General features: G+C 44.1%; 9 protein-coding genes, 1 tRNA gene and 2 pseudogenes. 8 read left to right on the top strand and 4 right to left on the bottom strand.

Annotation, left to right across the window (positions count from 1 at the left end):
* Positions 1–54: 54 nt before the first annotated feature.
* A tRNA-Met gene (locus G7Y45_RS01545) sits at positions 55–127 on the bottom strand.
* A gap of 239 nt (positions 128–366) precedes the next feature.
* On the opposite strand from G7Y45_RS01545, the gene G7Y45_RS01540 reads away from it, so the two are divergent.
* The 3 genes from G7Y45_RS01540 to G7Y45_RS01530 are packed head-to-tail and all read left to right on the top strand — an operon-like array spanning position 367 to position 2,405.
* Positions 367–963 carry a TetR/AcrR family transcriptional regulator gene (locus G7Y45_RS01540; RefSeq protein WP_005783024.1) on the top strand — a complete coding sequence of 199 codons (597 nt, stop codon included), beginning with the start codon at positions 367–369 and terminating at the stop codon, positions 961–963.
* Positions 964–975: 12 nt separating this feature from the next.
* The gene (gene fabG, locus G7Y45_RS01535) at positions 976–1,722 is read left to right on the top strand and encodes a 3-oxoacyl-[acyl-carrier-protein] reductase (protein ID WP_005783025.1); all 747 of its coding nucleotides are present in this window, start codon (positions 976–978) and stop codon (positions 1,720–1,722) included.
* Between the two features lie 8 nt (positions 1,723–1,730).
* Entirely contained in the window at positions 1,731–2,405 is a 675-nt protein-coding gene (locus G7Y45_RS01530; RefSeq protein WP_005783026.1) for an RluA family pseudouridine synthase, read from the top strand.
* 63 nt (positions 2,406–2,468) lie between these two features.
* On the opposite strand, the gene G7Y45_RS01525 is transcribed toward G7Y45_RS01530, so the two are convergent.
* The 3 genes and pseudogenes from G7Y45_RS01525 to G7Y45_RS20095 form a co-directional block, all read right to left on the bottom strand.
* Complete coding sequence (locus G7Y45_RS01525) at positions 2,469–2,666, bottom strand: hypothetical protein (RefSeq protein WP_032543743.1); 198 nt, start codon at positions 2,664–2,666, stop codon at positions 2,469–2,471.
* A gap of 300 nt (positions 2,667–2,966) precedes the next feature.
* Positions 2,967–3,887, bottom strand: a pseudogene (locus G7Y45_RS01520) (sigma-54 interaction domain-containing protein); the annotation flags it as partial.
* Between the two features lie 54 nt (positions 3,888–3,941).
* Positions 3,942–4,313, bottom strand: a pseudogene (locus tag G7Y45_RS20095) (response regulator); the annotation flags it as partial.
* A gap of 90 nt (positions 4,314–4,403) precedes the next feature.
* On the opposite strand from G7Y45_RS20095, the gene G7Y45_RS01515 reads away from it, so the two are divergent.
* The 5 genes from G7Y45_RS01515 to G7Y45_RS01495 all read left to right on the top strand — a co-directional run bounded on the left by G7Y45_RS01515 (position 4,404) and on the right by G7Y45_RS01495 (position 14,777).
* Positions 4,404–5,243, top strand: coding sequence for a peptidylprolyl isomerase (locus G7Y45_RS01515; protein ID WP_005783032.1), 840 nt, complete (start codon positions 4,404–4,406; stop codon positions 5,241–5,243).
* Positions 5,244–5,248: 5 nt separating this feature from the next.
* Positions 5,249–6,496 (top strand): M16 family metallopeptidase, encoded by a 1,248-nt coding sequence (locus tag G7Y45_RS01510; protein WP_371296239.1) that lies wholly within the window; start codon positions 5,249–5,251, stop codon positions 6,494–6,496.
* A complete protein-coding gene (locus G7Y45_RS01505; RefSeq protein WP_005783035.1) occupies positions 6,493–7,818 on the top strand; it encodes an MATE family efflux transporter in 1,326 nt (441 codons plus the stop codon). Before G7Y45_RS01510 ends, G7Y45_RS01505 begins: the two co-directional genes overlap by 4 nt.
* Positions 7,819–7,821: 3 nt before the next feature.
* A complete protein-coding gene (locus G7Y45_RS01500; RefSeq protein WP_032543740.1) occupies positions 7,822–10,131 on the top strand; it encodes an ATP-binding protein in 2,310 nt (769 codons plus the stop codon).
* Between the two features lie 101 nt (positions 10,132–10,232).
* Positions 10,233–14,777 carry a translocation/assembly module TamB domain-containing protein gene (locus tag G7Y45_RS01495; RefSeq protein WP_032543739.1) on the top strand — a complete coding sequence of 1,515 codons (4,545 nt, stop codon included), beginning with the start codon at positions 10,233–10,235 and terminating at the stop codon, positions 14,775–14,777.
* Positions 14,778–14,791: the final 14 nt, after the last annotated feature.

Below are 14,791 nucleotides of genomic sequence, written 5' to 3'. Positions count from 1 at the left end.
GCATAAAAAGAGGCTGTGTCAGCGTTTTGACACAACTTCTTCTCTTCTATTTAGTTGCGGAGGCCTGACTCGAACAGACGACCTTTGGGTTATGAGCCCAACGAGCTACCAACTGCTCCACTCCGCGATGTTTCTGTTTTGTGAGTGCAAAGGTACGGCTTTTATTTGAACTACCAAATATTTCGATATTTATTTTTCGATAAAAATGTTGTTTTTATGCTATGTTGCTGGAAATCAGCGATGACCTGTTTTACTTTTTTTCATAGTGCTTTCAGGTACAATTGTTAATAATTTATTTATTTTCTTGTGTGGACGAAAGAAAAGAATTACTTTTGCACAAATAATTCAGCAATGTGCAATTAACCTATGACCGTATCAAAAACAAAAGCCAAGTTAGTAGACGTTGCCCGTCAGCTTTTCGCCAAGATGGGCGTGGAGAATACTACAATGAATGATATCGCTCTTGCTTCTAAAAAGGGTAGGCGTACGCTCTATACCTATTTTAAAAGTAAGGATGAAATTTATTTGGCTGTTGTAGAGTCTGAACTGGATATTCTGTCGGATATGATGAAGCGTGTGGCAGATAAAGATATCTCTCCTGATAAAAAAATTATAGAGATGATCTACACGCGACTGGATGCAGTAAAAGAGGTGGTTTATCGTAACGGAACACTCCGTGCCAACTTCTTCAGAGATATTTGGCGGGTGGAGAAAGTCCGCAAAAGGTTTGATGCAAAAGAAATGCAACTTTTCAAAAGTGTGCTGAAGGAAGGACAAGACAAAGGGGTGTTCCATATAGACGATGTGGAAATGACCGCTGCGTTGGTACATTACTGCGTAAAAGGCATCGAGGTGCCATATATTCGAGGACATATCGGGGCGAACCTGGATATGGAAACCCGAAAAAGATATGTTGCCAACATCGTGTTTGGTGCACTACATAGAACAAAAATTAATCAATAATTTAAATTTAGTATGGGATTATTAGATGGAAAAACAGCCATTGTGACCGGTGCGGCTCGTGGTATTGGTAAAGCTATTGCTTTGAAGTTCGCTTCTGAAGGAGCAAATATCGCATTTACAGATCTTGTTATCGACGAAAATGCACAGAACACAGCGAGAGAAATCGAGGCAATGGGTGTAAAAGCTAAAGGATATGCTTCGAATGCTGCCAATTTTGAAGATACTGCAAAGGTGGTAGAAGAGATTCATAAAGATTTTGGACGTATTGATATTCTGGTTAACAATGCAGGCATTACTCGTGACGGATTGATGATGCGTATGAGTGAACAGCAGTGGGATATGGTTATCAACGTAAACCTGAAATCTGCTTTCAACTTTGTTCATGCTTGTACACCGATTATGATGCGTCAGAAAGCAGGAAGCATTATTAACATGGCGTCAGTGGTAGGAGTTCATGGTAATGCGGGACAGTCTAACTATTCAGCTTCAAAAGCCGGTATGATTGGTTTGGCTAAATCTATCGCACAGGAGCTTGGCTCTCGTGGTATTCGTGCCAATGCCATTGCTCCCGGATTTATAATCACTGATATGACAGCCGGCCTTTCGGAAGAAGTGAAAACTGAATGGGCTAAGAAAATTCCATTGCGCCGTGGCGGTACTCCTGAAGATGTGGCCAATGTGGCTACTTTCCTTGCTTCTGATATGTCTTCTTATGTATCAGGACAAGTGATCCAGGTTGATGGTGGTATGAATATGTAATATTCGGTATGACCGTCGTATACGAAGACAATCATATTATAGTAGTTAACAAGACCGCTTCCGAAATCGTTCAGGGAGACAAAACGGGTGATACTCCTCTTTCAGAAACAGTTAAGCAATATCTGAAAGATAAATATCAGAAGCCCGGAAATGTCTTTATCGGTGTAACCCATCGGCTGGACCGCCCCGTGAGCGGTCTTGTTATTTTTGCGAAAACCAGTAAGGCCTTATCCCGGCTGAATGAGATGTTCAAGAACAGTGAGGTCAGAAAGACCTATTGGGCTGTTGTGAAAAATTGCCCGAAGCAACCTGAAGGTGAACTGATACATTATCTGGTACGTAACGAAAAACAGAATAAGAGCTATGCTTATGATAAGGAGGTTCCCAATAGTAAGAAAGCAATTCTGAGCTATAAGCTTATCGGCCGTTCGGATAATTACTTCCTGCTTGAGGTTGACCTTAAGACCGGACGTCATCATCAGATCCGTTGCCAACTGGCAAAGATGGGATGCCCTATTAAAGGTGATTTGAAGTATGGCTCTCCACGTTCCAATCCGGATGGTAGTATCTGTCTGCATGCCAGGTATGTGCGTTTTGTTCATCCGGTATCCAAAGAATTGATAGAACTCGATGCTCCTGTGCCGGATAGTAATTTGTGGCATGGGTTTGAAATAGATATATAGCAAAAAAGCCATTCCCTGAATAGACGAAGTAGGAATGGCTTTTTTGTTGTAGTGTGCTTACTATTATTCGGCAAACTGTGCAAATGCTCCTGGTGCTGCGACCGTTGTAGCAGTTGTATCAGCTACTTCTTTTTTAGGTTCGGTTTTCACAGTGTCTTTGACCTCTTTCTTTTGATCTTTTTTCACCGGATCCTGTGCCATGGCAAAGAATGATCCACAAGCAAACATAAACATAGCTACTACTAAAACTAACTTTTTCATAATTATTGCTTTTTAAAAGTTTTGATTGTCTGTTTTTTTAATTTCATGTTAAGGTCTAGGTTAAAAACCATCACAAACAAACATAAACATTGCTACTACTATAAAACTAACTCCTTAGTTTTATTTTCATTTGGTTAAACACTTGTACAGAGTATTTCCCAAATGCTGTGCCAGAAAGGAAGGCCTGATGTAACCGGTTGATTTGCAGTATGCTAAAAGAAAGATAAAGATGAAGGATAGTGTAGAACACTGTGGAAAGTGTGGAATGGGGTGTGGAAATATTCCACACCTTGCTGTTCGTTAAAGATCGATTCCGTATAGTTTCAATTTATTATATAATGTTTTGCGGTCAATGTCAAGTAATTGCGCGGCGCGACTTTTATTGTTGCCTGTCTGTCGCAACGCCTCCATTATATGCTCTTTTTCGGTATCTTCATCCCGCAATGCCATTTTGGGAGTTGAGGGTTGCGTCTCCTGTATCTCATTTCCCAGTTCTGTGAGACCAATAAAACTACCTTGTGCGAGCAGTGTGGCACGTTTGATTATATTCTTCATCTGTCTCAGGTTGCCGGGCCAGTGATATTCAAGAAGTGCTTTTGAAGCGTTGGCATCGAAGCCGATAAGTTGCTTGTCAAGTTCTTTATTAGCTTGGTCGAGGAAGAAGTTGGCAAAAAGAAGGATATCTTCTCCACGTTCTTTCAGCGTAGGCATTCGCAAAGTGAATTCATTAATCCGATGATATAGATCTTCACGGAATGTTCCTTTTTCGATAGCTTGTTCCAAATTCTCATTGGTTGCAGATACCAGACGGATATCGACTGTTATTTCTGTATTTGAACCAACAGGACGTATTTTACGTTCCTGTAATGCACGAAGAAGTTGAATTTGTATTTCGTAGCTGAGGTTACCTATTTCATCAAGAAAAATGGTACCTCCGTTTGCTGCTACAAATGCACCGGTTTTGTCAGAGAGTGCTCCGGTAAAAGAGCCTTTGATGTGTCCGAAAAACTCAGAAGCAGCCAATTCCTTGGGGATGGAGCCACAATCGATAGCGATAAACGGTTTGTCGCAACGTTTGCTTAACTGATGAATACGGTGAGCTACATATTCCTTACCGGTTCCGCTGGCACCGTTGATCAGGACTGACATGTTAGTGGGAGCTACCAGGCTGACATAATTATAAAGTTGTTTGGCTGCATCGCTTTCTCCCTCCAGATAGGAATGGGATTCCTGTTTGGTTTTGGGACTTTTACCATGTGGGGCTACCTGTGGAAGAGGGGATTCTTTAACTTGAAGGGCTTCAGTTATTTTTTTGAGTAGCTCTTCAGGATTAACCGGTTTGGCAATATAATCTTGCGCGCCCAATTTCATGGCTTGTACTGCTGATTGGATGTCTGCATATCCTGTCATGATAATCAATGGGATATGAAGTTCTTTCTCACCCATCCATTTCAATAGATGGATGCCATCGTGGTCGGGAAGTCGTAAGTCGGAAAGAATCAGATCTGTCGGTTGTGCATCGATGTGCTTTTGCGCACGTGCAATGTTACTTACCGATGATACATTAAACCCTTTTTTGCCTAACCAGGTTTTTAGCATCATTCCGAACGTAATATCATCTTCAACTATCAGTATGGATCTCATGATGTTAGCTTTTGCCTCTTTTTGTGAGCTACAAAGGTAAGAGGTTTTGAGGTAAAGTCGTATATTTGCAGACTTAAATTAAATAAAAGCGTTATGAGAAAGAATTTTTGGATATTATTAATTATACTGGTTTGCGGTGCAGTAGCTTGTAAACCGGGACAAAAGAAAAATGGAAACATGGAAAAAGAAACTGTATTGAAAATTGAGACCTCTTTAGGAGATATCAAAGTGAAATTGTATAATGAGACTCCAAAACACAGAGATAATTTTATTAAATTGGCTGAAGACGGAACATATAATGGGACGCTGTTTCATCGCGTAATAAAAGACTTTATGGTGCAAGCCGGTGATCCGGAATCGAAAAATGCTCCGAAGGGTAAGATGTTAGGTTCGGGTGATGTCGGCTATACAGTTCCGGCAGAGTTTGTATATCCTAAATATTTCCATAAGAAAGGTGCCTTGTCTGCTGCTCGTCAGGGCGATGAGGTAAATCCTAATAAGGAGTCATCCGGCTGTCAGTTCTATATTGTTACCGGAAAAGTGTTCAGTGATTCGACTCTTCTGAATATGGAACAGCAGAAGAATCAGAATAAAGTGACTGAGGCTTTTAATGCTTTGGCACAGAAACATATGAAGGAAATCTATAAAATGCGTAAGGCTAACGATCAGGATGGACTTTTCGCTTTACAAGATACTTTGTTTATACAGGCTGAGGCTGAAGCTGCCAAACAACCGGATTTTCATTTTACTCCTGAGCAGATAAAAGCTTATACTACCGTCGGAGGTACTCCGCATTTGGATGGTGAATATACAGTTTTTGGAGAAGTTATAGAAGGTATGGATGTTGTTGATAAAATTCAGCAGGTAAAAACGGACCGCAGTGACCGTCCGGAAGAAGATGTGAAGATTATCAACGTTTCTGTTATCGAATAAATATGCTGCAGATCAACAGGCATATTCTGAGCAATGGCTTGAGGCTGGTTCACTCACAGGATGCCAGCACGCAGATGGTTGCACTCAACGTTCTTTATAATGTGGGAGCCAGGGATGAAAACCCGGAACATACCGGGTTTGCTCACCTTTTTGAGCATCTGATGTTTGGGGGCTCGGTGAATATACCCGATTATGATGCACCGCTTCAATTAGCGGGAGGAGAAAATAATGCCTGGACCAATAATGATATTACCAACTATTATCTCACTGTACCCCGGCAGAATGTAGAAACTGGATTTTGGCTTGAATCTGATAGGATGCTGAGTCTTGATTTTAGTGAGCGCAGCCTGGAAGTGCAACGTGGAGTGGTAATGGAAGAGTTCAAGCAACGCTGTCTCAATCAGCCATATGGTGATGTCGGGCATTTGTTGCGCCCTTTGGCATATCGGGTTCATCCCTATCAGTGGCCTACCATTGGTAAAGAATTGTCCCACATAGCCAATGCAACATTGGAAGAGGTCAAAGATTTCTTTTTTCGTTTTTATGCGCCCAATAATGCTGTGCTTGCTGTCACCGGAAATATATCATTTGAAGAGGCCGTAAGTCTTACGGAAAAGTGGTTCGGCTCCATTCCCCGTCGGGAGGTTCCTTTACGACAGTTGCCCAAGGAGCCTGTCCAGACAGGAGAGCGCCGCCAGGTAGTCGAGCGAAATGTACCGCTTGATTCGCTTTTTATGGCTTATCACATGTGTGACCGTTTGAATGCCGATTATTATGCATTTGATATTTTATCGGATATTTTAAGTAACGGACGTTCCAGTCGCCTGAATCAGCATCTTGTACAAGAAAAACAATTGTTTTCGAGTATTGATGCCTATATATCAGGAACGATTGATGCCGGTTTGTTTCATATCAGTGGTAAACCGGCTGCCGGTGTATCATTGGAAGAGGCCGAGGCTGCCGTACGTGAAGAGTTGAACGAGTTGCAAACTGCTTTGGTACAGGAACATGAACTTGAGAAAGTGAAGAATAAATTTGAGTCTACCCAGATATTTGGAAATATCAATTATCTGAATGTAGCGACGAATCTTGCATGGTTTGAGTTGAACGGACAAGCAGAAGATATGGAGAAGGAAGTAGAACGTTATCGTGCTGTAACTGCCGACCGTCTGAAAGCAGTGGCACAAACCGCATTCCGTGAAGAAAATGGAGTGGTACTTTACTATAAGAGTAGCAAGGGAGAGCAGGAATGAGACTTATATATAAGAATCATTATAAAGCACTATTTTTTCTTGGCCTTCCTATTGTCATCGGGCAGGTGGGAGTGATTGTACTTGGTTTTGCCGATACCTTGATGATTGGGCATCACAGTACCAATGAACTGGGGGCGGCTTCCTTCGTCAATAATATGTTTACGTTGGCTATCATCTTCAGCACCGGATTCTCGTATGGGCTTACACCCATTGTTGGCGGTTTTTATGGCGTGCGTAAATTTGCTGCTGCAGGACAAGCTTTGCGTTGTAGTTTGCTTGCCAATCTTTTGGTGGGCATTTTGCTAACCGGAATTATGGCGATTCTTTATCTGAATGTGGAAAGGTTAGGGCAGCCGGAAGAATTGCTCTCTCTGATCAAACCCTACTATCTGATATTGCTTGCTTCATTAATTTTTGTGCTGTTATTTAACGGATTCAAACAGTTTACTGACGGAATAACCGATACCAAGACAGCTATGTGGATACTTCTGGGTGGTAATGTGCTGAATATTGTAGGAAATTATATACTGATTAATGGTAAACTGGGATTTCCTGAGTTGGGACTATTGGGAGCCGGGATCAGCACATTGTTTTCGCGCATTGTCATGGTGTTGGTTTTTGTATTGGTCTTTTTTGGTAGCCGTCGTTTTTTGCGTTATAAACTGGGATTTATCCGTTTAGGATGGTCGCGCGCGTTGTTTCGGCAGTTAAATGCTTTGGGATGGCCTGTCGCTTTTCAGATGGGGATGGAGACTGCTTCATTTAGTTTGAGTACGGTGATGGTAGGATGGTTGGGCACTATTGCTCTGGCTTCCCATCAGGTGATGCTCACTATCTCACAGTTTACTTTTATGATGTTCTATGGGATGGGAGCGGCAGTGGCTGTACGGGTCAGCAATTTCAAAGGTCAAAACGATATCGTTAATGTGCGACGTACGGCTTATGCCGGCGCACATATCATATTGGCTATGGGAATCGTATTGTTATCCATTGTTTTCTTTTTCCGATATCAGGTGGGAGGATGGTTTACTGACAATACGGAAGTGTCAGCGATGGTAGTCGTTCTGATGGTGCCTTTTCTGGCTTATCAGTTTGGAGACGGAATGCAAATCAACTTTGCCAATGCACTGCGTGGCATTTCGGATGTAAAGCCTATGATGCTGATTGCTTTCATTGCCTATTTTATTATTTCTCTCCCGGCCGGGTATTTCTTTGGTTTTGTCATGGGGTGGGGATTGTTCGGAGTCTGGATGGCTTTCCCTTTCGGACTAAGTAGTGCGGCAATCATGTTATGGTTACGTTTCAGGTATAAAACAAGATAAGTTATGGCTATTCCTTCCCGTTTCACAAAAGTAAAGATCGCGGCGGGGTATACTTTGTTGCTGGTCGTGTTATTGTTCTCTCTGTTGTTCGTACATAGGGAGATGGAGAAATTGTCTGATACGGATGATGTACAAAGTTTACAGACGGACAGTTTACTTCTTCTGTTGAAAGAAAAGGATGAAAATACCATCCGGATGCTTCAGATCATCAATGAAGCGAATGAAAGCATGATTACTCCGGTTGAGTTGGATTCCATTATTGCCGAGCAGGATACGGTGATCACCCAGCAGCGTGTGCAGCACCGTATCATTACCAAACGCGATTCTGTTATTACCAAGCGAAAAAAGAAGGGTTTTTTTAGGAGGCTTGGTGAGGTTTTTGTGCCTTCAAAGGAAGATACTGCTGTATTGGTCAATACAGCAGTAGAGTTTGCCACGGACACTATTCTTGAATCTTATAACCCGATTGACTCGTTACATCAGCGTATACGTACGGTAACCAAGCGGAAGGCAAAGCCGGCAGTACGCCCTAATTATAATGCCCGCCTCCGTCGGATGAACAGGGAACTGACCACTCGCATAGACAGTATGATTACAACTTATGAACAGGTAGTCACCCGGCGTGCTGTGGATAATGCGTCCGAACAGCAAGAGCTTCGCAATAGATCCACTCGAACTATCGGAGGAATTGCCGTTGCTGCTGTATTGTTGTCTGCTTGTTTCTTGATTATGATCTGGCGGGATATTACCCGTAGCAATCGTTACCGTAGAGAATTGGAAGAGGCCAATAAACGTGCAGAAGCGTTACTTGAGGCCCGCGAAAAGTTAATGCTTGCCATTACTCATGACTTTAAAGCTCCTCTGGGTTCTATTATCGGATATACGGATTTGCTTTCAGGGTTGACAACGGACGAAAGGCAACGATTCTATCTGGACAATATGAAAAGTTCTTCGCAACATTTGCTTAAACTGGTAAGTGATTTGCTTGATTTCCATCGGTTGGATCTGAATAAAGCAGAAGTCAACCGGGTTACATTCAATCCGGCACAACTGTTCGAAGAGATTCGTGTAAGTTTCAAACCACTGACCGATGCCAAACACTTAGCTTTGGACTACAGTATAGATTCTGAGTTGGATGGACGTTTTATCAGCGATCCTTTACGCATCCGGCAAATTGTGAATAATTTGCTTTCGAATGCTGTGAAATTTACAGTAAAGGGCAATATCGCATTGAATGTCACCTACCATTCATCCAGTGTCCGCATTGAGGTTGCGGATACGGGTAAAGGAATGGCGCCCGGTGATCGTGAGAAGATTTTTCAGGAGTTTACCCGATTACCCGGAGCACAGGGGGAGGAAGGATTTGGGTTGGGACTTTCTATCGTTCACAAACTTGTGACGTTACTTGAAGGCTCGATTAGCGTGCAAAGTACGCTGGGGGAAGGAAGCCGTTTTATTGTCATTTTGCCACTGTATCCGGTAGGGCCTGTTGTCGGGGAGAAGCAGGAGGAGGCAGTTGTTTCAACCTCAGTTTCAGACCAGGCTGGTGATAGAGAAGAAATATCCTCCCAAAAGCTAAATCATGTTTTATTGATTGATGATGACCGGATTCAATTGGCACTGACCGCGGCTATGCTTGAGCAACAGAATATTCGAGCTACTTGCTGTCAGCAGCCGGACGAGTTGATAGAACAACTTCGTACTTCTTCATTTGACGTATTGCTGACTGACGTTCAGATGCCTGCCATTAACGGGTTCGATTTGCTGAAGTTATTGCGTGCATCCAATATTCCTCAGGCACGTGCTATCCCGGTTATTGCTGTTACTGCACGTAGTGAGATGGGCGAACAGGATTTCCGGGAATACGGGTTTGCGGGATGTCTGCACAAACCTTTTACGGTGAAGGAACTGTTAGCGATGATAACGGGTGAAGCCCTTGAAAATTCGCCAATCAGACCGACGGAGACCTCTCTTGATTTTCGGGCGTTGACGGCTTTTTCCGAGGATGACTCGGAAGCAGCTTCAGCTATTATTCAAACTTTTATTGAAGAAACGGAGAAAAACCGGAGTCGGATGGAAGAGTCTGTCCGGACCATGGATGTGGATGGGATAGCAGGGATGGCACATAAGCTGTTGCCTCTGTTTACTTTACTTGGGGCTTCAGGAGTACTTCCCTTACTTTCGTGGTTGGAGCAGCGCCGTGGAGAAGCTATTTCGGACGAAATTGTACGAAAAGCAAAAGAAGCCCTTCAGCAAGTAGATATCGTGCTGACAGAAGCGCGCCGGTATGCGTCAGAGGATCAGTCCCGGTGATTGTTGTGAGTCTACTCATATATAAAATCATCGTCACTTTAATCTTTTTCCGGATAATTTTGTTTTCTTTGTATCACTTTTTACATTGAGACACAAGCTTCATGAAACGAAAATGGATCAAATGGGTAAGCTGGATTTTGCTTACTCCTGTCATACTCTTTGTGATACTGATGGTATTACTCTATATTCCTCCCGTACAGAATTTTCTGAGAAAGGAGGCTGCTGCTTATGCTTCCAAAGCGACCGGTATGCAGATTAATGTCCGGCGTATCGATTTGCGGTTTCCTTTAAATTTGCTGGTAAGAGGGGTTGAGGTCATTCAGACTCCCGATACATTATTATCACTTGAAAGTTTCAATGTGCATGTGCAGGCACTTCCGCTTTTTCGTGGAAAAGTAGAAGTGGATGATATCACTCTTCGTCAGGTGACTGTTAACTCTGCTGACCTGATAGATGGTATGCGTCTGAAAGGTGTCTTAGGCAGCTTTAAACTCGAAAGCCATGGGGTGGATTTACCCAATGAAGTAGCTGTTATTAATCGGGCCGAATTATCCGATACCCATGTTCAGTTACTTCTGAATGATACTACTGCTACACCGAAAGATACTGCTCAGAGTGAGGTTCGTTGGAAAGTTGATTTACGCCATTTGAAATTAAAGAATGTTTCCTTCAGCATGCAGTTACCGGCAGACAGTATGCGTTTGGCAGCCCATGTGGGAGACGCACAAATCAATGAGGCCGAAGCCGATTTGAAGAATCTGCGTTACGGGCTTCGCAGCTTTTTGTTGTCGGGTACTTCTGTGAATTATGATGTGGGTTCGATGGAACCAGCCGAAGGCTTTGATCCGTCACATATTGCTTTGCGTGATATACGTATCGGGCTCGATTCGATGTATTATCGCGGGCGTAATATGAATGCTGTCATCCGTGAGTTTTCGATGAACGACCGGTCCGGGTTAAGTGTCACTTCACTTACCGGGCGTGTGTTTGCCAATGATACTGTCATCCGGGTGCCGGACTTGAAACTGTTGACACCCCATTCTGAAATAAATTTTACGGCACAGACCTATTGGGAGTTGGTGAATATTCCTACGACCGGACGGCTGACCGCACGCTTTAATGCGATGATCGGGAAGCAGGATGTTCTGCTTCTTGCCGGTGGGTTGCCTGATAGCTTCGAGGAGGCCTATCCTTTCCGCCCTTTGGTGATACGTGCCGGTACGGAGGGCAATCTGAAAGAGATGCAGATCACTCGTTTCAGCGCTGAGCTACCCGGAGCTTTCTCACTTTCGGGAGGTGGGGAGTTGCTGAACCTGACTGATAGCGTGGAGCGGTCGGCTGTTATCGACCTGAGAATGCAGACCCAGAATCTTAATTTCCTGACAACTCTGGGTGGAACAAGGGCGGACAGTTCTCTTGTCATCCCTAATCAGATGTCGCTTGTCGCAAAAGCCCGGATGAAAGGTCCGCAATATATGGCGCAACTCTTGCTGAAAGAGGGTGAGGGATCACTGAATGTAGATGCGGCTTACAATGGAAGTACCGAGGCTTATCGGGCCGATCTGAAGGTGGAAGCCTTGCAACTCCATCATTTCCTGCCTAAAGATTCGATTTATGAACTGACTACATCGGTAGCAGCAGTAGGCAGGGGAATGGACTTTACTTCTTATCGTACGGTTGCTTCACTGAAAGCTTCGTTGGAGTCACTCCATTACGGACGTTACCGTATTTCGGGAATTGAAGTGACCGGTGATGTTAAGAATGCACTTGCCACAGCCCATGTGGTTAGTGACAACCGGTTGTTGAAGATGAACGCCAATGCCGAATATCATCTTACCAAACCCTACATGGACGGAAAGGCTGATTTGGATGTTACCCAACTCGACTTGTACGAACTGGGTATTGCTCCCAAACCCTTGAAGCATCCTTTAGCTTTTAATTTTACAGCAGAGGCCCGTCGTGACCGTATTTTCACCCATCTTACGGCTGGTGATATGAAACTTAACCTTTCGGCACGTTCCAGTCTGGACAAGTTGATTGAACAATCTACTCACTTTGCCGATGTGCTGATTGAGCAGATTGATAAAAAAGAGCTTGATCATGGAGAATTGCGTAAGGCGTTGCCTACTGCCATTTTTTCGATGTCTGCCGGTAAAGAAAATCCTCTGGCATATTATCTGGCAACAAAAGATATTGCTTTTCATGATATGGGTGTGAAGTTTGGCACCGCTCCCGATTGGGGTATCAACGGAAAAGCTGCTATTCACGCATTGAAGATGGATACCCTGCAATTGGATACGATTTACTTTACTGTCAAGCAAGATACGACTCGCATGAGTTTGCATGGAGGAGTCATCAACGGGCCCAAGAATCCGCAGATTGTATTTAAATCGAGTATTGCCGGAGAAATACGCAACGATGATGCCGAACTCACGTTGCGCTATGAAAATGATAAAGGAGAAACCGGTGTACTTTTCGGTGTGAATGTCCGTCCATTGGTTGAGGGAAGTGGAAAAGGGGAGGGACTTGCTTTCACGCTGATACCGGAGAACCCCATTATCGCTTTTCGGAAGTTCCACTTCGTAGACCGGCACAACTGGATATATCTTCATAAAAACATGCGTCTGTATGCCAATGTCGATATGGTAGATGATGAAGATATGGGATTCCGAATGAAATCAAACCAGAGTGACACCGTGTCATTGCAGAATATTGACGTGGAGTTGCAACGCATCCGGTTGGCTGAGATCAGTAAGGTACTTCCTTACCTTCCTGATTTGTCCGGTCTCTTCTCGGCTGAGGCCAATTATGTGCAGACAGCTACTTCTTTGCAGGTATCTGCCGAGGCCAGTATCGATGAACTGACTTATGAGCGCCAACGTATCGGAGACGTTGCACTTGGGGTAACGTGGCTTCCGGGTGAAAGAGGGAAACATTACATCAGTACTTATCTGACCCATGAGGGTGAGGAAATTCTGATGGCCGACGGTTCGCTTCATCCCTCGGTAACCGGTAAGGACAGTATCGAGGTAAATGCCACAATGGAGCATTTCCCGCTAAAGATAGCCAATGCTTTTGTACCGGATCAGGTTGTTAACCTTTCGGGTGATATGGATGGTGGACTGCACATAACCGGAGATACGGATCAGCCATTGGTCAATGGTGACCTGATTCTGGACAGCGTGTCGGTCTTCGCCCGTCAGGCGGGAGCAAGGTTTACGTTCGACAACCGTCCCGTACAGATTAAGAACAGTCGTTTGATGTTCGACAAATTTGCTATTTTTACCACCAGTAAGAATCCTTTCACGATTGATGGTACAGTCGATTTTCGCGATTTGAGCAGTCCTAAAGTGAATCTGTCGATGTTGGCGGAAAACTACATGCTGCTCAACGCTCCCCGTACTAAAGAGAGTCTGGTATATGGAAAAGTGTTTGTGGACTTTAATGCAACTTTGCGTGGTCCGGTGGATGCGTTGGTGATGCGTGGCAATATGAACCTGCTGGGCAATACGGATGTCACCTATGTCTTGATGGATTCGCCGCTCACTGTGCAAGACCGGTTGGGGGACCTGGTTACTTTTACTTCTTTCAGTGATACGACCACCGTACAGAAAGAAGAAGCTCCTGTCGTGTCACTTGGCGGACTCGATATGATTATGACTGTGCAGATTGATCCCGGAGTCCGGTTGAAAGCGGATTTGAGTGCTGACCGCAGCAGCCGGGTCGAATTGCAGGGAGGAGGTAATCTGAGCATGCAATATACTCCACAAGGAGACTTATCTCTTTCAGGACGATATACCCTTACGGGGGGAATGATGAAATATGCCCTTCCTGTGATTCCGTTGAAAGAATTCAATATAAACAATGGCAGCTATGTAGAATGGACGGGAAACCCGATGGACCCGATGCTAAACCTGAAAGCCACCGAGCGCCTTCGTGCTTCGGTAGGCAGCGAAAGCGGACAGTCGCGTATGGTTAACTTTGACGTGTCGATTGTCGTGAAGAATCGTTTGGATAACCTTTCGCTGGCTTTTGAAATTGATGCACCCGATGATGCAGAAGTGCAGAATCAGTTGGCTTCTATGAGTGCTGACGAACGTGGGAAGCAAGCCATTGCCATGCTGGCTACCGGACTCTATCTTGCAAATTCCGGAAGTTCCGGAGGTGGCGGACTGAATATGGGATCGGCACTAAACAGTATACTTTCCAGTCAGATCAACGCATTGGCGGGTAATTTGAAGAATGCCAGTTTCTCGATGGGGGTAGAAGACCATGATGCTGCCGATGCAGGCGGAAAGCGTACCGACTATAGTTTCCGTTATTCACAGCGTTTCTTCAACGATCGTTTCCAGATAGTGCTTGGCGGCAAGGTATCTACCGGTGCACAAGCTACAAATGATGTTGAATCGTTTATCGATAATATTTCTTTGGAATATCGTCTCGATACATCCGGAACCCGTTACATCCGTCTTTTCCATAATAAGAATTATGAAAGTGTGCTTGAAGGAGAAATTACGGAGACCGGTATCGGTCTGGTACTGCGTAAGCGTATCGACAGATTAAGTGAGTTGTTTATTTTCCGTAAAAAGAAGAAGACGTCTCCTGATACACAGAAGGCTTCATCAACCGGTGAAGCACATCAGTAATTGATTAATAAAAG

Origin of the sequence: Bacteroides sp. ZJ-18, from assembly GCF_011038705.2 — a bacterium.
GTDB classification, from domain to species: domain Bacteria; phylum Bacteroidota; class Bacteroidia; order Bacteroidales; family Bacteroidaceae; genus Bacteroides; species Bacteroides hominis.
Note: the sequence above shows the minus strand (reverse complement) of the source record. Positions and strands in the feature narration are given on the sequence as shown.